The organism is Streptomyces sp. NPDC033216, assembly GCF_055577115.1.
Window position 1 is genome coordinate 66,792 of the sequence record NZ_JBVIQK010000016.1, and the last position, 21,849, is coordinate 88,640.

The 21,849-nt window shown below is 70.6% G+C and carries 18 protein-coding genes; 17 read left to right on the forward strand and 1 reads right to left on the reverse strand.

Going from position 1 to position 21,849, the window contains the following annotated elements; genetic code table 11:
• The first annotated feature begins 176 nt into the window (after positions 1 to 176).
• The 13 genes from ACZ5Y0_RS25865 (at position 177) to ACZ5Y0_RS25925 (ending at position 14,456) form a co-directional block, all read left to right on the forward strand.
• Positions 177 to 1,697, forward strand: coding sequence for a UDP-N-acetylmuramoyl-L-alanyl-D-glutamate--2,6-diaminopimelate ligase (locus tag ACZ5Y0_RS25865; RefSeq protein ID WP_469131069.1), 1,521 nt, complete (start codon positions 177 to 179; stop codon positions 1,695 to 1,697).
• A gap of 4 nt (positions 1,698 to 1,701) precedes the next feature.
• A complete protein-coding gene (locus ACZ5Y0_RS25870; RefSeq protein ID WP_469131070.1) occupies positions 1,702 to 3,117 on the forward strand; it encodes a UDP-N-acetylmuramoyl-tripeptide--D-alanyl-D-alanine ligase in 1,416 nt (471 codons plus the stop codon).
• Positions 3,114 to 4,187 carry a phospho-N-acetylmuramoyl-pentapeptide-transferase gene (gene mraY, locus ACZ5Y0_RS25875; protein ID WP_469131071.1) on the forward strand — a complete coding sequence of 358 codons (1,074 nt, stop codon included), beginning with the start codon at positions 3,114 to 3,116 and terminating at the stop codon, positions 4,185 to 4,187. Before ACZ5Y0_RS25870 ends, mraY begins: the two co-directional genes overlap by 4 nt.
• Complete coding sequence (murD, locus tag ACZ5Y0_RS25880; protein ID WP_469131072.1) at positions 4,169 to 5,587, forward strand: UDP-N-acetylmuramoyl-L-alanine--D-glutamate ligase; 1,419 nt, start codon at positions 4,169 to 4,171, stop codon at positions 5,585 to 5,587. The genes mraY and murD overlap by 19 nt, the downstream gene beginning before the upstream one ends.
• Before the next feature lie 72 nt (positions 5,588 to 5,659).
• A complete protein-coding gene (gene ftsW / locus ACZ5Y0_RS25885; protein ID WP_469131073.1) occupies positions 5,660 to 7,012 on the forward strand; it encodes a putative lipid II flippase FtsW in 1,353 nt (450 codons plus the stop codon).
• Between the two features lie 6 nt (positions 7,013 to 7,018).
• Complete coding sequence (murG, locus tag ACZ5Y0_RS25890; RefSeq protein WP_469131074.1) at positions 7,019 to 8,116, forward strand: undecaprenyldiphospho-muramoylpentapeptide beta-N-acetylglucosaminyltransferase; 1,098 nt, start codon at positions 7,019 to 7,021, stop codon at positions 8,114 to 8,116.
• A 140-nt stretch (positions 8,117 to 8,256) separates the two neighbouring features.
• A complete protein-coding gene (locus ACZ5Y0_RS25895; RefSeq protein WP_469131075.1) occupies positions 8,257 to 9,051 on the forward strand; it encodes a cell division protein FtsQ/DivIB in 795 nt (264 codons plus the stop codon).
• A gap of 287 nt (positions 9,052 to 9,338) precedes the next feature.
• Complete coding sequence (gene ftsZ, locus ACZ5Y0_RS25900; RefSeq protein ID WP_469131076.1) at positions 9,339 to 10,547, forward strand: cell division protein FtsZ; 1,209 nt, start codon at positions 9,339 to 9,341, stop codon at positions 10,545 to 10,547.
• Positions 10,544 to 11,272 (forward strand): peptidoglycan editing factor PgeF, encoded by a 729-nt coding sequence (gene pgeF / locus ACZ5Y0_RS25905; RefSeq protein WP_469131077.1) that lies wholly within the window; start codon positions 10,544 to 10,546, stop codon positions 11,270 to 11,272. Before ftsZ ends, pgeF begins: the two co-directional genes overlap by 4 nt.
• A 6-nt stretch (positions 11,273 to 11,278) precedes the next feature.
• Positions 11,279 to 12,013 (forward strand): YggS family pyridoxal phosphate-dependent enzyme, encoded by a 735-nt coding sequence (locus ACZ5Y0_RS25910; RefSeq protein ID WP_469131078.1) that lies wholly within the window; start codon positions 11,279 to 11,281, stop codon positions 12,011 to 12,013.
• A 127-nt stretch (positions 12,014 to 12,140) separates the two neighbouring features.
• Entirely contained in the window at positions 12,141 to 12,782 is a 642-nt protein-coding gene (locus tag ACZ5Y0_RS25915; RefSeq protein WP_469131079.1) for a cell division protein SepF, read from the forward strand.
• Positions 12,783 to 12,844: 62 nt separating this feature from the next.
• The gene (locus ACZ5Y0_RS25920; protein WP_469131080.1) at positions 12,845 to 13,132 is read left to right on the forward strand and encodes a YggT family protein; all 288 of its coding nucleotides are present in this window, start codon (positions 12,845 to 12,847) and stop codon (positions 13,130 to 13,132) included.
• A gap of 55 nt (positions 13,133 to 13,187) precedes the next feature.
• On the forward strand, positions 13,188 to 14,456 hold the full coding sequence (locus ACZ5Y0_RS25925) for a DivIVA domain-containing protein (protein WP_469131081.1): 1,269 nt from the start codon (positions 13,188 to 13,190) through the stop codon (positions 14,454 to 14,456).
• 201 nt (positions 14,457 to 14,657) lie between these two features.
• Here the strand turns inward: ACZ5Y0_RS25925 and ileS are convergent, their stop codons facing one another.
• On the reverse strand, positions 14,658 to 17,810 hold the full coding sequence (gene ileS, locus ACZ5Y0_RS25930; RefSeq protein WP_469131082.1) for an isoleucine--tRNA ligase: 3,153 nt from the start codon (positions 17,808 to 17,810) through the stop codon (positions 14,658 to 14,660).
• Positions 17,811 to 18,418: 608 nt separating this feature from the next.
• Between ileS and ACZ5Y0_RS25935 the strand changes: the two genes are divergently transcribed.
• The 4 genes from ACZ5Y0_RS25935 (at position 18,419) to ACZ5Y0_RS25950 (ending at position 21,779) form a co-directional block, all read left to right on the forward strand.
• On the forward strand, positions 18,419 to 19,606 hold the full coding sequence (locus ACZ5Y0_RS25935) for a TraR/DksA family transcriptional regulator (protein ID WP_469131083.1): 1,188 nt from the start codon (positions 18,419 to 18,421) through the stop codon (positions 19,604 to 19,606).
• A 67-nt stretch (positions 19,607 to 19,673) separates the two neighbouring features.
• Complete coding sequence (gene lspA / locus ACZ5Y0_RS25940; protein WP_469131084.1) at positions 19,674 to 20,315, forward strand: signal peptidase II; 642 nt, start codon at positions 19,674 to 19,676, stop codon at positions 20,313 to 20,315.
• Between the two features lie 43 nt (positions 20,316 to 20,358).
• Entirely contained in the window at positions 20,359 to 21,303 is a 945-nt protein-coding gene (locus ACZ5Y0_RS25945; RefSeq protein WP_469131085.1) for an RluA family pseudouridine synthase, read from the forward strand.
• Entirely contained in the window at positions 21,300 to 21,779 is a 480-nt protein-coding gene (locus tag ACZ5Y0_RS25950; RefSeq protein WP_469131086.1) for a GNAT family N-acetyltransferase, read from the forward strand. The genes ACZ5Y0_RS25945 and ACZ5Y0_RS25950 overlap by 4 nt, the downstream gene beginning before the upstream one ends.
• Positions 21,780 to 21,849: the final 70 nt, after the last annotated feature.

Consider the following 21,849-nt stretch of genomic DNA (forward strand, 5'->3'; position numbering starts at 1 on the left):
GCCCGCCAGTGTTCAGCGCCGAACCAGCCAGGGAACCAGCCGTGACCATGATCACTCCCGATCCCGCGAACCAGGCACCACCCGCCGCCTCGCTTCGCTCCGGACCAGCCACGCCCGGTACGCTCACCGCCGTGCCACACGCTGATCAGTCCCCAACCACTCAGAAGGGCGCTTCCGTGACATATCCGGGGCCGCCGCGACCGGTTCACGTCTCCGCCGCACCCCTGGCGGAGCTGGCCGGCCAGCTGGGTGCCGAGCAGCCGGGCAGCGCCGCGCAGGTCACGGGCATCACCCACGACTCACGCGCCGTCCGCCCCGGCGACCTGTACGCCGCCCTCCCGGGCGCCCGCCTGCACGGCGCCGACTTCGCCACCCAGGCCGCGGGCCTCGGCGCGGTCGCCGTGCTGACCGATCCGGCCGGCGCCGAGCGGGCCGCCGCCAGTGGCCTGCCGGTCCTGGTCGTCGACGACCCGCGCGGGCGGATGGGGGAGCTGGCCGCCACGATCTACGGCCACCCCGGCCGCGAGCTGCTCCAGATCGGCATCACCGGCACCTCCGGCAAGACCACCACCGCCTATCTCGTCGAGGGCGGCCTGAAGTCGGCCAAGACCACCGGGCTGATCGGCACGGTGGAGATGCGCATCGGCGACGAGCGCATCAAGTCCGAGCGCACCACCCCCGAGGCCACCGACCTCCAGGCCCTCTTCGCCGTCATGCGCGAACGCGGCGTCGAGGCGGTCGCGATGGAGGTCTCCAGCCACGCCCTGGTCCTCGGCCGGGTCGACGGCTGCGTCTTCGACATCGCCGTGTTCACCAACCTCAGCCCGGAACACATGGAGTTCCACTCCGACATGGAGGACTACTTCCGGGCGAAGGCGCAGCTGTTCACCCCGCAGCGCAGCAAACTCGGTGTCGTCAACGTCGACGACGAGTACGGCCGCCGGCTGGCCGGCGAGGCCACCGTCCCGGTCGTCACGTTCTCCGCCGAGGGCCACCCCGACGCCGACTGGCGGGCCGTGGACGTCCAGGTCGGCCCGATGGACTCGACGTTCACCGTCCTCGGCCCGAACGGCGAGCGGATCGCCGCCAGGTCGCCGATCGCCGGCCCGTTCAACGTGGCCAACAGCCTCGGCGCCATCGTCGCCCTCGCCGTCGCCGGGCTGGACCCGCAGACAGCCGCCGACGGCGTGGCCGCCGTACCGGGCGTGCCGGGCCGGCTGGAGCGGGTGGACGCCGGACAGGACTACCTCGCGGTCGTCGACTACGCGCACAAGACGGACGCCGTCGAGTCGGTGCTCAAGGCGCTGCGCAAGGTCACCAAGGGTCGGCTGCACGTGGTGCTCGGTTGCGGCGGCGACCGCGACACCACCAAGCGGGCCCCGATGGGCGCCGCCGTGGCCCGGCTCGCCGACACCGCCGTACTGACCTCCGACAACCCCCGTTCCGAGGACCCCCTCGCGATCCTCGCGACGATGCTCCAGGGCGCCGCGTCCGTGCCGGCCCACGAGCGCGGCGAGGTACAGCTGTTCGAGGACCGGGCCGCCGCGATCGCCGCCGCCGTAGGCCGGGCGCGTCCCGGGGACACCGTGCTGGTCGCGGGCAAGGGCCACGAGCAGGGCCAGGACATCGCCGGTGTGGTCCGTCCCTTCGACGACCGCCAGGTGCTTCGCGAAGCTATCCAGAAGACCCAGGGATGAACTTGTGATCGCCCTCTCCCTCGCCGAGATCGCAGCAGTCGTCGGCGGGCAGACGTACGACATACCGGATCCGTCCGTACAGGTCACCGGGCCCGTCGTCCGGGACTCCCGAGAGGTGGAGCCCGGCAGCCTCTTCGTCGCCTTCGTCGGCGAACGGGTGGACGGCCACGACTACGCGCGGGCGGTCGTCGAGGCGGGCGCGGCGGCCGTACTGGCCTCGCGCCCCGTCGGCGTGCCCGCGATCGTCGTGGACGACGTCCAGACGGCGCTCGGCGCCCTCGCCCGGCACGTCGTGCGCACGCTCGGCACGACCCTCGTCGCCCTCACCGGCTCGGCCGGCAAGACCAGCACCAAGGACCTCATCGCCCAGGTCCTGCGGCGCAAGGCGCCGACGGTGTTCACGCCCGGCTCGCTCAACAACGAGATCGGGCTGCCGCTGACCGCCCTGACCGCCACCGAGGAGACGAAGTTCCTCGTGCTGGAGATGGGCGCCCGCGGCATCGGCCACATCCGCTACCTCACCGGTCTGACCCCGCCGAAGATCGGCCTGGTGCTGAACGTCGGCACCGCCCACATCGGCGAGTTCGGCGGCCGCGAGCAGATCGCCCAGGCGAAGGGCGAACTCGTCGAGAGCCTGCCCCCGGCGAGCGAGGGCGGCGCGGCGGTCCTCAACGCCGACGACCCCCTGGTCCGGGCCATGGCCTCCCGTACGAAGGCGAAGGTGGTCCTTTTCGGAGAGTCCGACGAAGCGGACGTACGCGCCGAGAACGTGAGACTCACGGACACCGGACAGCCCGCCTTCAGGCTCCACACACCCTCCGGTGCAAGTGATGTGACCATGCGCCTGTACGGTGAGCACCACGTGTCGAACGCGCTCGCCGCGGCCGCCGTCGCCCATGAGCTGGGTATGTCCGCGGAAGAGATCGCCACCGCGCTCTCCGAGGCGGGCTCCCTCTCCCGCTGGCGGATGGAGGTCACCGAGCGCCCGGACGGCGTGACGATCGTCAACGACGCCTACAACGCGAACCCCGAGTCCATGCGAGCGGCCCTGCGCGCGCTCGCGGCCATGGGCAAGGGACGTCGTACGTGGGCGGTGCTCGGCAAGATGGCCGAGCTCGGGGACGAGGCGCTCGCCGAGCACGACGCGGTCGGACGGCTCGCCGTCCGGCTCAATGTCGGCAAGCTCGTCGCGGTCGGGGGCAGGGAAGCCGCCTGGCTGCAACTGGGCGCATACAACGAGGGTTCGTGGGGTGAGGAGTCGGTGCACGTGTCCGACGCACAGGCGGCTGTCGACCTGTTGCGCAGCGAGTTGCGCCCGGGAGACGTCGTACTCGTGAAGGCGTCCCGTTCGGTCGGTCTGGAGGGCGTCGCGCAGGCGCTGCTGGAGACCGGTGCCGAGGGAGAGGTCGCCGCGCGATGATGAATCAGATCCTGTTCGCGGGTGTGCTGGGCCTCTTCCTGACGATGGTCGGCACTCCGCTGCTGATCAAGTTGCTCGCCCGCAAGGGGTACGGCCAGTACATCCGCGACGACGGCCCGCGCGAGCACGCCAGCAAGCGCGGTACGCCCACCATGGGCGGTATCGCCTTCATCCTGGCGACCGTCGCGGCGTACTTTTTGTCCAAGGTCATCACGGGCAAGCCGCCGACCTACTCGGGTCTGCTGGTGCTGGGTCTGATGGTCGGCATGGGACTGGTCGGCTTCCTCGACGACTACATCAAGATCGTCAAGCGGCGTTCGCTCGGTCTGCGGGCCAAGGCGAAGATGGCCGGCCAGCTGATCGTGGGCATCGGCTTCGCCGTGCTGTCCCTTCAGTTCGCGGACTCCCGCAACAACACCCCGGCCTCCACGAAGCTGTCGTTCATCACGGATTTCGGGTGGACCATCGGCCCGGTGCTGTTCGTGGTCTGGGCGCTGTTCATGATCCTCGCGATGTCGAACGGCGTGAACCTCACCGACGGTCTCGACGGTCTCGCCACCGGAGCGTCCGTCCTGGTCTTCGGCGCGTACACCTTCATCGGTGTCTGGCAGTTCCAGGAGTCCTGCGCCAACGGCGAGACCCTGACCAACCCCAACGCCTGTTTTGAGGTGCGCGACCCGCTCGACCTCGCGGTCGTCTCCGCCGCCCTCATGGGTGCCTGCCTGGGCTTCCTGTGGTGGAACACCTCGCCCGCCAAGATCTTCATGGGGGACACGGGTTCGCTGGCCCTCGGCGGTGTCCTCGCCGGCCTCGCCATCTGCTCCCGCACCGAGCTGCTGATGGCCATCCTGGGCGGCCTGTTCGTCCTCATCACCATGTCCGTGGTCATCCAGGTCGGCTCCTTCCGGATGACCGGCAAGCGCGTCTTCCGCATGGCGCCACTTCAGCACCACTTCGAACTCAAGGGCTGGTCCGAAGTCCTCGTCGTGGTCCGGTTCTGGATCATCCAGGGCATCTGCGTGATCGTCGGACTGGGCCTCTTCTACGCGGGATGGGCAGCAGAAAAGTGACCGACTGGCAGGGGAAGAACGTCACCGTCGCCGGGCTCGGCGTCTCCGGCGTCCCGGCGGCCAAGGTGCTGCACGGGCTCGGCGCGAACGTCACCGTCGTCAACGACGGCGACGACGCCCGCGCGCGCGAGCAGGCCGCGGGGCTTGGGGAACTGGGCGTCACCGTGCGCCTCGGTGACGGGGCGACCCTGCCCGAGGGCACCGAACTGATCGTCACAGCGCCCGGCTGGAAGCCGGACAAGCCGCTGTTCACGGCGGCGGCCGCGGCCGGTGTGCCGGTGTGGGGCGACGTCGAACTCGCCTGGCGCCTCAGGGGACCCGACGCGGCCCCCTGGCTCTGCGTCACCGGCACCAACGGCAAGACCACCACCACCCAGATGCTGGCGTCCATCCTGAAGGCGGCCGGCCTGCGTACGGCGGCCGTCGGCAACATCGGCGTCTCGCTGCTGGACGCCGTCCTCGGCGAGGAGCGCTACGACGTCCTCGCCGTGGAACTCTCCAGCTACCAACTGCACTGGGCGCCCTCCCTGCGCGCCCACTCGGCCACCGTGCTGAACCTCGCCCCGGACCACCTCGACTGGCACGGCTCCATGGAGGCGTACGCCAAGGACAAGGGCCGCGTCTACGAGGGCAATCGGGTCGCCTGTGTCTACAACGTGGCCGACAAGGCCACCGAGGACCTGGTGCGCGAGGCGGACGTCGAGGAGGGCTGCCGGGCCGTCGGCTTCACGCTCGGCACCCCGGGCCCCTCCCAACTCGGCGTCGTGGACGGCATCCTGGTCGACCGCGCCTTCGTCGAGAACCGGCAGAAGAACGCCCAGGAACTGGCCGAGGTCTCCGACGTCAACCCGCCGGCTCCGCACAACATCGCCAACGCGCTTGCCGCGGCGGCCCTCGCGCGAGCCTTCGGGGTGCCCGCCACGGCCGTACGGGACGGGCTGCGGGCCTTCACCCCGGACGCCCACCGGATCGCCCACGTGGCGGACCTGGACGGCGTCGCGTACGTCGACGACTCCAAGGCCACCAACACCCATGCGGCGCAAGCCTCGTTGGCGGCGTACGAGTCGATCGTGTGGATCGCCGGCGGGCTCGCCAAGGGGGCGACCTTCGACGAGCTGGTCGCCAAGTCGGCGAAGCGGCTGCGCGGGGTCGTGCTCATCGGCGCCGATCGGGCCCTGATCCGTGAAGCCCTGGCGCGACACGCCCCGCAGGTACCGGTCGTCGACCTCGACCGGACCGACACTGGGGCGATGCTCGCGGCTGTCCGGGAGGCCCGCGGACTCGCCGTCGAGGGCGACACCGTACTGCTCGCCCCGGCCTGCGCCTCCATGGACATGTTCGTCAACTACAACCAGCGCGGTGACGCGTTCGCGGAGGCCGTTCGCGAACTCGGCGCCTGACCCGGCCGCCTGCCGGGCGGACCTTGGGAGGACGCGTGGGACCGTCGAGGCCGACGTTCACCGGGGGCTGCGGTGCCCGGTAGCCGTACCGGGCGGCCGCCCGTGCAGCGGACCGTCCGCAGACCCGCCGCCGGGCCGCCGCGCGACAACCCCGCGCTGCGGCTCCACACGCGTGCCCGCAAGGCCTGGGACCGGCCGCTGACCGCCTACTACCTGATCCTCGGCGGCAGCCTGCTGATCACCGTGCTGGGCCTGGTGATGGTCTACTCGGCCTCGCAGATCACCGCGTTGCAGATGTCGCTGCCCGGCTCGTTCTTCTTCCGCAAGCAGTTCCTCGCGGCCGCCATCGGCGGGCTGCTGATGCTGGCCGCCTCCCGGATGCCGGTGAGACTGCACCGGGCGCTGGCCTACCCGATCCTCGCGGGCGCCGTCTGCCTGATGGTCCTGGTGCAGGTGCCGGGGATAGGGATGGCGGTCAACGGCAACCAGAACTGGATCTCGCTCGGCGGCTCGTTCCAGATCCAGCCCAGCGAGTTCGGCAAGCTCGCACTGGTGCTGTGGGGCGCCGACCTGCTGGCCCGCAAGCAGGACAAGAGGCTGCTGAGCCAGTGGAAGCATCTGCTGGTGCCGCTCGTGCCGGTCGCGTTCATGCTGCTGGGCCTGATCATGCTCGGCGGAGACATGGGAACGGCGATCATCCTCACGGCGATCCTGTTCGGCCTGCTGTGGCTGGCGGGCGCACCCACCCGCCTCTTCGCGGGTGTGCTCTCGATCGCCGCCCTGATCGGCGTGATCCTCATCAGGACCAGCCCGAACCGCATGGCCCGGCTCGCCTGCATCGGGGCCACCGAACCGAAGTCCGGGGCGGCCGACTGCTGGCAGGCCGTGCACGGGATCTACGCCCTCGCCTCAGGCGGCATCTTCGGTTCCGGGCTCGGCGCGAGTGTGGAGAAATGGGGTCAACTCCCCGAGGCGCACACCGACTTCATCTTCGCTGTCACCGGCGAGGAACTGGGTCTCGCGGGGACGCTGTCGGTGCTCGCCCTGTTCGCGGCTCTAGGCTATGCGGGTATCCGCGTGGCCGGACGCACGGAGGACCCCTTCGTCAGGTATGCCGCGGGAGGCGTGACCACCTGGATCACGGCCCAGGCCGTGATCAACATCGGTGCGGTGCTCGGCCTGCTGCCGATCGCCGGTGTCCCGCTTCCGCTGTTCTCCTACGGGGGGTCCGCCCTGCTGCCGACCATGTTCGCCATCGGGCTGCTGATCGCCTTCGCACGCGACGAGCCCGCTGCGCGGGCGGCGCTTGCGATGCGGCCCCCACGCTTTGGTAGAAAGCGGGGGGCCGGGGGCCTGACGGGGCCCCGGAGATGGAACACGATGAGACGGCGTGCCTCGGCGGCGCGTACGTCCGGAGAGCGGTGAATTTCGGTGCATGTCGTACTCGCTGGTGGGGGGACCGCCGGCCACATCGAGCCCGCGCTCGCCCTCGCGGACGCCCTGCGCAGGCAGGACCCCTCGGTGGGGATCACGGCCCTGGGCACGGAGCGCGGTCTGGAGACCACGCTCGTACCCCAGCGGGGTTACGAGCTGGCGCTGATCCCCGCGGTGCCGCTGCCGCGCAAGCCGACCCCCGAGCTGATCACCGTGCCGGGCCGGCTGCGCGGCACGATCAAGGCGACCGAGCAGATCCTGGAGCGCACGAACGCCGACGTCGTCGTCGGCTTCGGCGGATACGTGGCCCTGCCCGCCTATCTGGCGGCCAAGCGCCGGGGTGTGCCGATCGTCATCCACGAGGCCAACGCCCGCCCGGGCCTGGCCAACAAGATCGGCTCGCGGTACGCCGCCCGCGTCGCCGTCTCCACGCCCGACAGCAAGCTGCGCGACGCCCGCTACATCGGCATCCCGCTGCGCCGCTCCATCGCCACCCTGGACCGGGCCGCAGCGCGCCCCGAGGCACGGCACGTGTTCGGCCTCGACCCGAACCTGCCGACGCTGCTCGTCTCGGGTGGTTCGCAGGGTGCCCGCCGCCTCAACGAGGTGATCCAGCAGGTCGCGCCCTGGCTCCAGCAGGCCGGCATCCAGATCCTGCACGCGGTCGGTCCGAAGAACGAACTGCCCGCCGTCCAGCAGATGCCTGGAATGCCCCCGTACATCCCGGTACCGTACGTGGACCGGATGGATCTCGCGTACGCCGCGGCCGACATGATGCTCTGCCGCGCGGGCGCGATGACCGTCGCCGAGCTCTCCGCCGTCGGACTTCCCGCCGCCTACGTCCCGCTGCCCATCGGCAACGGCGAACAGCGGCTGAACGCCCAGCCGGTGGTCAAGGCCGGCGGCGGTCTGCTGGTCGACGACGCGGAACTGACCCCGGAGTGGATCCGGGAGAACGTCCTGCCCGTACTGGCCGATCCGCACCGGCTGTACGAGATGTCCCGCGCCGCGGGCGAGTTCGGCCGCCGGGACGCCGACGACCTGCTCGTCGGCATGGTGTACGAGGCGATCGCCGCCAGCCGTGCCCACCATTAGCAAACGCATCGGCGAGTGAGCCGAAGGGGTGCGTCGGTGTCGAGAGCGCGAGCGAGCGGAGGCCCGGAGGGCCGAGCGCGGTCGGGCTCTGGACATCCGGCGGCGCCCCGGAGGGGAACGGGCCAGGAAAGGGAGTGCGCGTGGCCGGACCCGCCACCGCCGAGCGCGGTGCACGCCAACAGGAGTCGTCCGGCCCGCCCCTTGTCCGGCGGCTCGGCCCACGACGATTTCGTACGATCATCATCATCGCGCTCGCCGTCGTCCTCCTGGGCGTGGGCGGCGGCTGGCTGCTGTACGGCTCCCCGTGGCTGCGCGTGGAGAGCGTCTCCGTCTCCGGTACGGCGGTTCTGACGCCGGCCCAGGTGCGCGAGGCCGCCGCCGTCCCCGTGGGTTCACCGCTGATCTCCGTCGACGCCGGAGCGATCGAGGAGCGGCTGCGGGAAGGACTGCGCCGAGTCGACTCGGTCGACGTCACCCGTTCCTGGCCCGACGGAATCGGCCTGGAAGTGACCGAGCGTAGGCCCGTCCTGCTCGTTCGAAAGGGCCGGAACTTCGTGGAAGTGGACGACGAGGGCGTCCGGTTCGCCACCGTCTCCCAGGCACCCGAGGGCGTTCCGCTGCTGGAGTCGGAACTCGCGCCGTCGAGCTCGGCCGCCGCGAGTCTGCGCCGCTTCGGCGAGGACCGCCTCGTCCGTGAGGCCGTGCGGGCGGCCGGCGACCTGCCGCCCGCGGTCGCCCGTGACACCCGCGTCCTCAAGGTCCGCTCCTACGACGACATCTCGCTGGAGTTGAGCGGCGGCCGGACCGTCGCCTGGGGGAGCGCCGAGAACGGCGCGTCGAAGAGCCGTACCATCCTCGCTCTGATGAAAGCCTCCCCGGACGCACGGCACTTCGATGTCAGTGTCCCCACCGCCCCTGCGTCAGCGGGGAGTTGACGCACATCCGCGCAGGCCAGCACCCTGGTTGGGCAGTGACACGGCTGATCACATAGGGTGAAAAGAAAAACGGGAGGTTCGGCGTGTTCGTTGAACGGGCGCCACTTGTCGACTTAGTGTCCTGTTCAGAAGACTTCAAGGAACAGGCACACTGGTAACCCTAAACTTCAGCGTTAGGGTTCGGGTCGGCGAAACGGACCGTCCCATTCGGCATCAGTCGCCGGATCGTGGAGCGCAGAGCGTCTCGCGAACCAGCGACACGTAACTCGAGGCGAGAGGCCTTCGACGTGGCAGCACCGCAGAACTACCTCGCAGTCATCAAAGTCATCGGTGTCGGCGGCGGTGGTGTCAATGCCATCAACCGGATGATCGAGGTCGGTCTCAAGGGTGTCGAGTTCATCGCCATCAACACGGACGCCCAGGCTCTGTTGATGAGCGACGCCGACGTCAAACTCGACGTCGGCCGCGAACTCACCCGCGGACTCGGCGCCGGAGCCAACCCGGCCGTCGGCCGCAAGGCCGCCGAGGACCACCGCGAGGAGATCGAGGAGGTCCTCAAGGGGGCCGACATGGTCTTCGTGACGGCCGGTGAAGGCGGCGGCACCGGCACCGGCGGCGCGCCCGTCGTGGCCAACATCGCGCGTTCCCTCGGCGCCCTCACCATCGGCGTGGTCACACGCCCGTTCACCTTCGAGGGACGGCGCCGTGCGAACCAGGCCGAGGACGGCATCGCCGAACTCCGCGAAGAGGTCGACACCCTCATCGTCATCCCCAACGACCGGCTGCTGTCCATCTCGGACCGCCAGGTCTCCGTCCTCGACGCGTTCAAGTCGGCGGACCAGGTCCTGCTCTCCGGTGTCCAGGGCATCACCGACCTCATCACGACGCCCGGTCTGATCAACCTCGACTTCGCCGACGTCAAGTCGGTCATGTCCGAGGCGGGTTCGGCGCTCATGGGCATCGGCTCCGCCCGCGGCGACGACCGTGCGGTGGCCGCCGCCGAGATGGCGATCTCCTCGCCGCTGCTCGAGGCGTCCATCGACGGCGCCCGGGGCGTGCTCCTGTCCATCTCCGGCGGCTCCGACCTCGGCCTGTTCGAGATCAACGAGGCTGCCCAGCTGGTCAGCGAGGCCGCCCACCCCGAGGCCAACATCATCTTCGGCGCGGTCATCGACGACGCGCTGGGCGACGAGGTCCGGGTGACCGTGATCGCGGCCGGCTTCGACGGGGGACAGCCCCCGGCCCGCCGGGACAACGTCCTCGGCTCGGCCTCCTCGTCCTCGTCCTCGCCCCGCCGCGAGGAGCAGCCCACCCCGGTGCGGCAGCCCGAGAGCCGCCCCACCTTCGGTTCGCTCGGCAGCGTGACCCCGAAGGAGGAGCCGGAGCCGGCGCCCGAGCCGGTGGCCGACATTCCGGTCGCCCCGCCGGTGCCGCCGTCCCGGAGCTACTCGGACAGCGCGGCCGAGGAACTGGACGTGCCGGACTTCCTGAAGTGATAGGACAGCGCGGACACGCGAGCGGCGCGCACTTCGCCTTCACCGACCGGTGGGGCGGGGTGAGCGCCGCTCCGTATGAGGAGCTCAATCTCGGCGGCGCGGTCGGCGACGACCCCGAGGCCGTACGGACCAACCGGGAGTCGGCGGCCAGGTCGCTGGGTCTCGAAGCGGGTCGGGTCGTCTGGATGAACCAGGTGCACGGTGCGGACGTCGCCGTCGTCGACGGGCCCTGGGGGGAGCGCCCGGTGCCCGAGGTCGACGCGATCGTCACCCGGGAGCGGGGGCTCGCCCTCGCCGTCCTCACCGCCGACTGCACGCCCGTCCTGCTCGCCGACCCGGTCGCCGGTGTCGTGGCCGCGGCGCATGCCGGCCGGCCCGGAATGGTCGCGGGGGTCGTCCCCTCCGCCGTACGGGCCATGGTCGGACTCGGCGCCGAGCCGTCCCGGATCGTCGTCCGCACGGGGCCCGCGGTCTGCGGCGGGTGTTACGAGGTGCCGGAGACGATGCGGGCCGAGGTGGCCGCCGTCGAGCCGGCCGCGCACGCCGAGACGAGCTGGGGCACTCCCGCGGTCGATGTGACCGCCGGGGTGCACGCGCAGCTCGACCGGCTCGGGGTGCACGACCGGGAGCAGTCGCCGGTGTGCACGCGCGAGTCGCACGACCACTTCTCGTACCGCCGCGATCGCACCACGGGGCGACTCGCAGGATATGTCTGGCTGGGCTGACGAGACATGACAGACCGTAAGGACCAACTCGCCGGGAATCTGGCGAGGGTGGAACAGCGCATCACGGACGCCTGTACGGCGGCCGGACGCCAGCGCGAAGAAGTGACCCTGATCGTGGTCACCAAGACCTACCCGGCGAGCGATGTGCGGATCCTGGCGGAACTCGGTGTGCGGCACGTCGCCGAGAACCGTGACCAGGACGCGGCACCCAAGGCCGCGGCATGCTCGGATCTGCCCCTTTCCTGGCACTTCGTGGGTCAGTTGCAGACCAACAAGGTGCGTTCCGTGATCGGTTACGCGGATGTCGTGCAGTCCGTAGACCGCCCCCGGCTGGTCGCGGCCCTGTCGAAGGAGGCCGAGCGCGTCGGACGTGAGGTCGACTGCCTCATCCAGGTCGCGCTCGACGCGGGGGAGCCCTCGGCGGGAGAAGGCGCGCGGGGGGAGCGGGGCGGAGTCGCCCCCGACGGAATCGCGGAGTTGGCCGACCTCGTGGCGGGCGCTCCGGGGCTCCGGCTCGGAGGCCTGATGACAGTCGCACCTCTGACCGGGGAGTACGCCGGACGCCGGCAGGCGGCGTTCGAGCGGTTGATGGATTTGTCGACTGACCTGCGCCGAACTCATCCGGCTGCGAACATGGTCTCGGCAGGGATGAGCGCGGACCTCGAACAGGCCGTGGCCGCCGGAGCGACACATGTACGCGTCGGCAGTGCGGTACTCGGAGTCCGCCCCAGGCTCGGGTAACGTCGCCAGGAAGTCGGACCACAGCAGAAAATATGGTCATTACCGTCGAAAGGCGGCATAAGGGCCGCGTGGACCGCGGGACTTGGCAGTTGTCAGCGGATCCACCACAGAGCGGAGGACTCAGAGCATGGCCGGCGCGATGCGCAAGATGGCGGTCTACCTCGGCCTCGTGGAGGACGATGGGTACGACGGCCGGGGTTTCGACCCCGACGACGACTTCGAACCCGAGCTCGACCCTGAGCCCGAGCGTGACCACCGACGGCACGAGCCGTCACATCAGTTGCATGGAGCACATCAGTCCCAAAGGGACGAAGAGGTGCGAATCACCCAACCGCCCGCACCGCGCGAGCCGGTGGCCAGACCGGCTTCGCCAAGCGCGGAATCCGGGCGCCCGGCGCGGATCGCGCCCGTGGCATCCATCACACAAGAACGTCAGTCCCTGGAGAAGAACGCACCGGTGATCATGCCCAAGGTCGTGTCCGAACGAGAGCCGTACCGGATCACCACGCTTCACCCCCGGACCTACAACGAGGCCCGTACCATCGGGGAACACTTCCGTGAGGGCACCCCGGTGATCATGAATCTGACCGAGATGGATGACACGGACGCGAAGCGACTTGTCGACTTTGCGGCCGGTTTGGTGTTTGGTCTTCACGGCAGCATCGAGCGGGTGACGCAGAAGGTGTTCCTGTTGTCGCCTGCTAACGTCGATGTCACGGCGGAGGACAAGGCCCGCATCGCAGAGGGCGGGTTCTTCAACCAGAGCTGAGACGCAGACCGAACAACAGCAGTACTGAGCGGCACGGAACAGGGGAGAGGGAAACACCGGACATGAGCGTGGTCATGACGATCCTCTACATCGCGCTGACGGTGTTCTTCATCGTGCTGATCTTCCGGCTGGTCATGGACTACGTCTTCCAGTTCGCCCGCTCATGGCAACCCGGCAAGGCGATGGTGGTCGTCCTGGAGGCCACCTACACTGTCACCGATCCACCGCTCAAGCTTCTGCGGCGGTTCATCCCGCCGCTACGTCTCGGGGGCGTGGCGCTCGACCTGTCCTTCTTCGTACTGATGATCATCGTTTTTATCCTGCGTGCGCTGGTAGCAGGCGCGATGTGAACGATGTGAGAGATACGGTCTTGCCGAATGCCGACGACTACGTTGAGGTGAAGAGATGCCGTTGACCCCCGAGGACGTGCGGAACAAGCAGTTCACGACCGTCCGCCTCCGAGAAGGCTATGACGAGGACGAGGTCGATGCCTTCCTCGATGAGGTCGAAGCCGAACTGACCCGCCTGCTCCGGGAGAACGAGGACCTGCGCGCCAAGCTGGCCGCGGCCACGCGTGCTGCTGCCCAGAACCAGCAGAACATGCGCAAGCCTCCGGAGCCGCAGGACCAGCAGCAGCAGGGGATGCCTCCGCAGCAGCAGGGTATGCCTCAGCAGGGCATGCCGCAGCAAGGCATGCGCGGCGGTCCGGTGCCCGCCGGCATATCGGGCCCGCCGCAGCAGCAGATGGGCGGCCCCATGGGTGGCCCGCCCCAGCTGCCGAGCGGTGCCCCGCAGTTGCCCGCCGGTCCCGGCGGTGGCCAGGGTGGCCCGCAGGGTCCCGGCCAGATGGGCCAGGGTCAGATGGGCCAGGGCCCGATGGGCCAGGGTCAGATGGGCCAGGGCCCGATGGGCCAGGGTCAGATGGGCCAGGGCCCCATGGGCCAGGGTCAGATGGGCCAGGGCCCCATGGGTCAGGGGCCCATGGGTCAGGGTCAGATGGGCCAGGGCCCCATGGGCGGCCAGCCCATGCAGCACCAGATGGGTGGCCCGATGGGCGGCCCCGGTCAGGGCCCCGGTGGCGACAGCGCCGCCCGTGTCCTGTCGCTGGCCCAGCAGACCGCCGACCAGGCGATCGCCGAGGCCCGTTCCGAGGCCAACAAGATCGTCGGTGAGGCGCGTTCGCGTGCCGAGGGTCTCGAGCGCGACGCCCGTGCCAAGGCCGACGCCCTGGAGCGGGACGCGCAGGAGAAGCACCGCGTCGCGATGGGCTCCCTGGAGTCCGCCCGCGCCACGCTGGAGCGCAAGGTCGAGGACCTGCGCGGCTTCGAGCGCGAGTACCGTACGCGTCTGAAGTCCTACCTCGAGTCCCAGCTGCGTCAGCTGGAGACCCAGGCCGACGACTCCCTGGCTCCGCCGCGCACCCCGGCCACGGCTTCCCTGCCGCCGTCCCCGGCGCCCTCGATGGCTCCGGCCGGCGCGAGCGCCCCGTCCTACGGCGGCGGCAACCAGGGCATGGGTGGACCGAGCCCGGCCGGCCCGTCCTACGGCGGCCAGCAGCAGATGTCCCCGGCGATGACCCAGCCGATGGCCCCGGTACGTCCGCAGGGTCCCTCCCCGATGGGGCAGGCTCCCTCGCCGATGCGCGGCTTCCTCATCGACGAGGACGACAACTGACGGCCGGTAGTACGCCTTAGGCGTCGGCAGCGTTCAAAGGGCGGGCCCCGGACACCTCTCCGGGGCCCCGCCCTTTTTACGCGTGGTGACGAGGCCGAGCGTCCGTATCGGGAGGACACCCGAGCGGGCCGGGCCGGACAAAGCGGAAGGGCCCGGTCTCCCCCCAGAGGGGAGACCGGGCCCTTGTCGGTGCCGGTGGCGCTACGCCTTGCGCAGGCGGAAGGCGAGGGTCAGTGCCTCGTCCGCGAACGGGGCGCCGTAGGTGTCGTCCGCCTCACCCTGGGCGAAGTCCGTGGCGAGGACCTCGTCGGCGATCAGGGCCGAGTGGTCGGTGAGGGCGTCGACGGTGGCCGGGTCGGTCGCGGTCCAGCGGAGCGCGATGCGGTCGGCGACGTCCAGGCCGCTGTTCTTGCGGGCCTCCTGGATCAGGCGGATGGCGTCACGGGCCAGACCGGCCCGGCGCAGCTCCTCGGTGATCTCCAGGTCGAGGGCGACCGTCGCGCCCGAGTCGGACGCCACCGACCAGCCCTCACGCGGGGTCTCCGTGATGATGACCTCGTCGGGGGCGAGGGCGATGGTCTCGCCGTCGACCTCCACCGCGGCGGTTCCCTCGCGCAGGGCGACGGACAGCGCGGCCGCGTCGGCGTTCGCCACGGCCTTGGCCACGTCCTGGACGCGCTTGCCGAACCGCTTGCCCAGGGCGCGGAAGTTGGCCTTGGCGGTCGTGTCGACAAGGCTGCCGCCGACTTCGGCGAGCGAGGCGAGCGAGACGACGTTCAGCTCCTCCGTGATCTGCGCGTGCAGGTCGGGGGAGAGCGTGTCGAAGCCGGTGGCGGCGATGAGCGCCCGGCGCAGTGGCTGGCGGGTCTTCACGCCCGACTCGGCGCGGGTGGCACGTCCCAGTTCGACCAGGCGGCGCACCAGCGCCATCTGCCTCGACAGCTCCGGGTCGATCGCGGAGAGGTCCGCCTCCGGCCAGGACGCCAGATGCACCGACTCCGGGGCGCCCGGGGCGACCGGCACGACCAGGTCCTGCCAGACCCGCTCCGTGATGAACGGGGTCAGCGGGGCCATCAGCTTCGTGACCGTCTCGACGACCTCGTGCAGCGTGCGCAGCGCGGCCTTGTCGCCCTGCCAGAAGCGGCGACGGGAGCGGCGTACGTACCAGTTGGACAGGTCGTCGACGAACGCGGAGAGGAGCTTGCCGGCGCGCTGGGTGTCGTAGGCCTCCAGGGACTGCGTCACCTGGTCGGTGAGCGCGTGGAGTTCGGACAGCAGCCAGCGGTCGAGGATCGGGCGGTCGGCGGGGGCGGGGTCGGCCGCGGAGGGGGCCCAGCCGGACGTACGGGCGTACAGGGCCTGGAAGGCGACCGTGTTCCAGTACGTGAGGAGGGTCTTGCGCACCACTTCCTGGATGGTGCCGTGACCGACGCGGCGGGCCGCCCAGGGGGAGCCGCCGGCCGCCATGAACCAGCGGACCGCGTCGGCGCCATGGGTGTCCATCAGCGGGATCGGCTGGAGGATGTTGCCCAGGTGCTTGGACATCTTGCGGCCGTCCTCGGCGAGGATGTGGCCGAGGCAGACGACGTTCTCGTAGCTGGACTTGTCGAAGACCAGGGTGCCGACCGCCATCAGGGTGTAGAACCAGCCGCGGGTCTGGTCGATGGCCTCGCTGATGAACTGCGCGGGGTAGCGGGACTCGAAGAGTTCCTTGTTCTTGTACGGGTAGCCCCACTGCGCGAACGGCATCGAACCCGAGTCGTACCAGGCGTCGATCACCTCGGGCACGCGCGTGGCGGGCTGCCCGCAGCTCTCGTGCGGGCAGGCGAAGGTGACCGCGTCGATGTAGGGGCGGTGCGGGTCGAGCTCCGACTGGTCGGTGCCGGTCAGCTCGGTCAGCTCCGCGCGCGAGCCGACGACGGTGAGGTGGTCGTCCGCGCAGCGCCAGATCGGCAGGGGGGTGCCCCAGTAGCGGCTGCGGGACAGCGCCCAGTCGATGTTGTTGTTCAGCCAGTCGCCGAAGCGGCCGTGTTTGACGGTGTCCGGGAACCAGTTGGTCTTCTCGTTCTCCTGGAGGAGACGGTCCTTGACGGCCGTGGTGCGGATGTACCAGGAGGGCTGCGCGTAGTAGAGCAGTGCGGTGTGGCAGCGCCAGCAGTGCGGATAGCTGTGCTCGTACGGCAGGTGCTTGAAGAGGAGGCCGCGCTGCTTGAGGTCCTCGGTGAGCTTTTCGTCCGCCTTCTTGAAGAAGACACCGCCGACCAGCGGGACGCTCTCCTCGAAGGTGCCGTCCGGGCGGACGGGGTTGACGACGGGCAGGCCGTAGGAGCGGCAGACCTTGAGGTCGTCCTCACCGAAGGCGGGGGACTGGTGGACCAGACCCGTGCCGTCCTCGGTGGTGACGTAGTCGGCGTTGACCACGTAGTGGGACGTCACGTCGGCCGGGAACTCCACCAGCTCGAACGGACGTTGGTAGGTCCAGCGCTCCATGTCGGCGCCGGTGAAGGTCTCGCCGGTGGTCTCCCAGCCCTCGCCGAGCGACTTGGCGACGAGCGGCTCGGCGACGACCAGCTTCTCCTCGCCGTCGGTCGCCACGACGTAGGTGACGTCGGGGTGCGCGGCGACGGCCGTGTTGGACACCAGGGTCCAGGGGGTCGTCGTCCACACCAGGAGCGCGGCTCGGCCGGCGAGCGGACCGGAGGTGATCGGGAAACGGACGTACACGGACGGGTCGACGACCGTCTCGTAGCCCTGGGCCAGCTCGTGGTCGGACAGGCCGGTGCCGCAGCGCGGGCACCAGGGGGCGACGCGGTGGTCCTGGACCAGCAGGCCCTTGTTGAAGATCTCCTTCAGCGACCACCAGACCGAATCGACGTACTCCGGGTCCATGGTCCGGTAGGCGTCGTCGAGGTCGACCCAGTAGCCCATGCGGGTCGTCAGTTCCGCGAAGGCGTCGGTGTGGCGGGTGACCGACTCGCGGCACTTCGCGTTGAACGCGGCGATGCCGTACTGCTCGATGTCCTGCTTGCCGGAGAAGCCCAGCTCCTTCTCCACCGCCAGCTCCACGGGCAGGCCGTGGCAGTCCCAGCCGGCCTTGCGGGCCACGTGGTAGCCGCGCATCGTGCGGAAGCGGGGGAAGACGTCCTTGAAGACGCGCGCCTCGATGTGGTGGGCGCCCGGCATGCCGTTGGCGGTGGGCGGGCCCTCGTAGAACACCCATTCGGGGCGTCCCTCGGACTGTTCCAGGCTCTTGGCGAAGATCTTCTGCTCACGCCAGAACTCGAGCACGGCGTGCTCAAGGGCGGGCAGGTCGACCTGGGCGGGTACCTGGCGGTACTGCGGCTGCGTGTTCAACGAGCTTCCTCCGGCGGATGTGCTGCCTTCCGTCGGAGGGACGAGAGCCTTGTCCACGCCGTGTGCGGCGCGCTCCCGCGGTACCACCCTCCTTGGCCCTCCGGCGCGCCGTACGCTCCGGGGAGCCCCCTCATTGGGGTCGCGATGCCGGTTCTACCAGCCCCGGGGGCCGTGGGCGGAGCCCACTGTCCAAGGCGTTCTTCCGGCGGCTCCGGGGTGATATTCACGTCGCGCTCGCCCCCGGGCTCCCACCGTCCCCGGGTCGCTCTGGGCTGCGTACGCCGCTACTCGTCCCCATCCACGCTTCTCGCTCCGCCCAGTGTACGGCGCCGCGCGGACGGCGGCCGCCGCTTTTTCGGGCCTCCGGGGCGCGGGGCCGGAGCGGTCCGGGATGACCCGAATGGCGAGGCGGGCTTCTTCGGACTCCAGGACCGCGGACCGGTCGGATTACCCGGCGGGGAGCTGGGCACAACGGATGCAGGCTCGCCGCGTGACGTGCGCGAGGCGGGCGAATCGGGCGGTGTGCCCCGTTGCCGCGGGACTCGAGTCGATTTATCGTCCCAGCACGATTCGCGTGCAAGATCACAATATGTGAAGGGGCCGCGGCCATGGTGGCGAAGAAGACCGCCGTACAGCAGTCGGCGTCCGGCAGGTCCACCGGCGCCTCCGGCGGTGCGGCCAAGGATGTCGGTGCGAAGAAGAGCGCGCGGGGAGGGGGCACTGCGGGGGGCGCGAAGCAGGTGAAGGCGGCGAAGGCGGCAGAGGCGACGGAGGCCGCGGGGGCGAGGCAGTCAGAGAAGACGGTGGCCGGGAAGATGGCGGCGAGGAAAGCGGTGGCCAAGAAAGCGGTGGCCAAGAAGGTGGCGGCCAAGAAGGCCGCGCCTGCGAAGAAGGCGCCCCCTGCGAAAAGGGACGCCGCCTCCGAGTCGGCTGCCGCGTCCAGGAAGGCGCGGGTCTCGAAGGAGGCGGCGGGCACCGAGAAGCTGGTCGGCAGGAAGCCGGTCGCCGGGAAGACGCCTGACGAGAAGACGCCCGCCGAGAAGGCGGGGGCTGCCGCCGGGAAGAAGGCCACGTCGAAGAAGGCCACGTCGAAGAAGACGGCCGCGGGCAGCAGGACGGCCGCGGCCGGGCAGGGCGCGGTCCGCGAGTCGGGCACCGGTCCGCAGGGTGCGGTCGGTGAGGTGGACGCCGGTACGGAGGGGGCCGGCGGCAGGGGCGGTGCGGCCGGGAAGGGGGCCACCCGGAGGGGCACTACCACGAAGAGCACGGCCAAGAAAGTGGGCGCGGCCTCGGCCGCGGAGAAGACGGGAGCCACGACAGTGGTTGCGAAGAAGACTCCTGGCACGGCCACGGCGGCGAAGACGGCCGTTCCCAAGGCACGGCTCGCCGCGGCGGAGCCCGGTGCATTGGCGGTGCGCCCCGGCGAGGACCCCTGGACCCCGGAAGAGGTCGCGGAGGCCCACGGCCAGCTGGACTCCGAGAAGGACCGGCTCCGCGCCGAGCTGGCGTCGTCCGAGGCGGCCCTGGTGGGACTGATGCGGGACTCGGGGGACGGTGCCGGCGACGACCAGGCGGACACCGGGACGAAGAACATCACGCGCGAGCACGAACTGGCGCTGGCGGCCAACGCGCGCGAGATGCTCGTCCAGACCGAGCACGCCCTGGAGCGCCTGGACGCGGGCACCTACGGTCTGTGCGAGAACTGCGGCAAGCCCATCGGCAAGGCCCGCATGCAGGCCTTTCCACGGGCCACGCTGTGCGTCGAGTGCAAGCAGAAGCAGGAGCGGCGGTACTGATCCCCCGGCCGTCGGGAGGTGTGCCGTACCCTCGTCCTCAGTCAGGTACCTAGGTCGAGGGACTCACGTGGCAGAGGCGGAGCGCATCATCGGTACGCCGGATTCTCCAGAGGCGGCGGGAGCCGAGCCGGAGCCGTCCGGCGGGAACGCCGGGCAGCCGACGTCGGGCGACTCGTCCGGTGCGGACGAGTCCGCGGCACAGGCCACCGGGCAGCAGCCCCGCGGCGCGCGCCGGATCGCCGTGCTGTTCGGCGTCGCCGCGTTCGCGTACGTCATCGACCTGGTCAGCAAGATGCTCGTGGTCGCCAAGCTGGAGCATCACCAGCCGATCGAGATCATCGGGGACTGGCTGCGGTTCGAGGCGATCCGCAACGCGGGCGCCGCCTTCGGCGTCGGCGAGGCCTTCACCGTGATCTTCACGGTGATCGCGGCGTCGGTGATCGTGGTGATCGCCCGGCTCGCCCGCAAGCTCTACAGCCTGCCCTGGGCGATCGCGCTCGGCCTGCTGCTCGGCGGTGCGCTCGGCAACCTCACCGACCGGGTCTTCCGGGCGCCGGGCGTCTTCGAGGGCGCGGTGGTGGACTTCATCGCGCCGAAGCACTTCGCCGTCTTCAACCTGGCCGACACGGCGATCGTGTGCGGGGGCATCCTGATCGTCCTGCTGTCCTTCAAGGGCCTCGACCCGGACGGGACCGTCCACCGGGACTGAGCGTGTGTTCGGGGGTGCCGGACCTGTCCGGCATACTCGACGGGTGAGCACGATTCCCGAGATCCGCACCCTGCCCGTGCCCGACGGCCTGGAGGGCGAGCGTGTAGACGCCGCCATCTCCCGCATGTTCGGCTTCTCCCGTACCAAGGCCGCCGAACTCGCGGCCGCGGGGAAGGTCATGGTCGACGGGGCGGTGGTCGGGAAGTCCGAGCGGGTGCACGGCGGGGCCTGGCTCGAGGTCGAGATGCCCCAGGCTCCCGCACCGGTGCAGGTGGTCGCCGAGCCCGTCGAGGGCATGGAGATCGTGCACGACGACGAGGACGTGGTCGTGATCGTCAAGCCGGTCGGGGTGGCCGCCCACCCGTCGCCCGGCTGGAGCGGTCCCACCGTCATCGGCGGACTCGCCGCCGCCGGATACCGCATCTCCACCTCCGGTGCCGCCGAGCGCCAGGGCATCGTGCACCGGCTCGACGTCGGCACCTCCGGGCTGATGGTGGTCGCCAAGTCGGAGCGGGCGTACACGTCGCTGAAGCGCCAGTTCAAGGAGCGCACGGTCGACAAGCGCTACCACACGCTCGTCCAGGGCCACCCGGACCCCACCAGCGGCACCATCGACGCGCCCATCGGCCGGCACCCCCAGCACGACTACAAGTGGGCGGTCACCGCCGAGGGCAAGCCCTCCGTCACGCACTACGACCTGATCGAGGCCTTCCGTGCCGCGTCCCTGCTGGACGTCAAGCTGGAGACCGGCCGCACCCACCAGATCCGCGTCCACATGGCCGCCCACCGCCATCCGTGCGTCGGCGACCTGACCTACGGCGCCGACCCGACGCTCGCCAAGCGGCTGAAGCTGACCCGACAGTGGCTGCACGCGGTCCGGCTGGGCTTCGAGCACCCCGGCGACGGCCGGTGGGCCGAGTTCGCCTGCGAGTACCCGGACGACCTCCAGCAGGCCCTGGACCAGGTCCGCGAGGAGACCTACGGATGAGCGGCACGCGCGCGTACGTGATCCGCGTCGCCGAGGAGCCGGCCGACCGTGCGGCCTGCTTCGCGGTCCGCAAGGAGGTCTTCGTCCGCGAGCAGGGCGTCCCCGAGGACATCGAGTACGACGCCTACGACGCCGGGGCGGTGCATGTCCTGGCCGTCCGGGAGGACGGCGTACCGCTCGGGACCGGGCGGCTGCTGTACGGCGCGGAGGTCGCGGAGAAGACCGGCGGGGACCTGTCGGTCGGGTCGCTGGGGCGGCTCGCCGTCACCGCGGAGGCGCGCGGGCTCGGCGTCGGGGCCGCGCTGGTGCGGGCCATCGAGGACGCGGCACACGCGCGTGGCCTCGCGGCCGTCGACCTGCACGCACAGACCCACGCCCTCGGCTTCTACGAGCGGCTGGGCTACGAGGCGTACGGCCCGGAGTTCCCGGACGCCGGCATCGCGCACCGGGCGATGCGGCGGGCGCTCCCCCGGTAGCCGGCGCGGCCGGGCGCCGAAAGGCGTGGCGCGAGTGACGTGGCAGGCTTGAGGTCTGTCGAGTGACGTC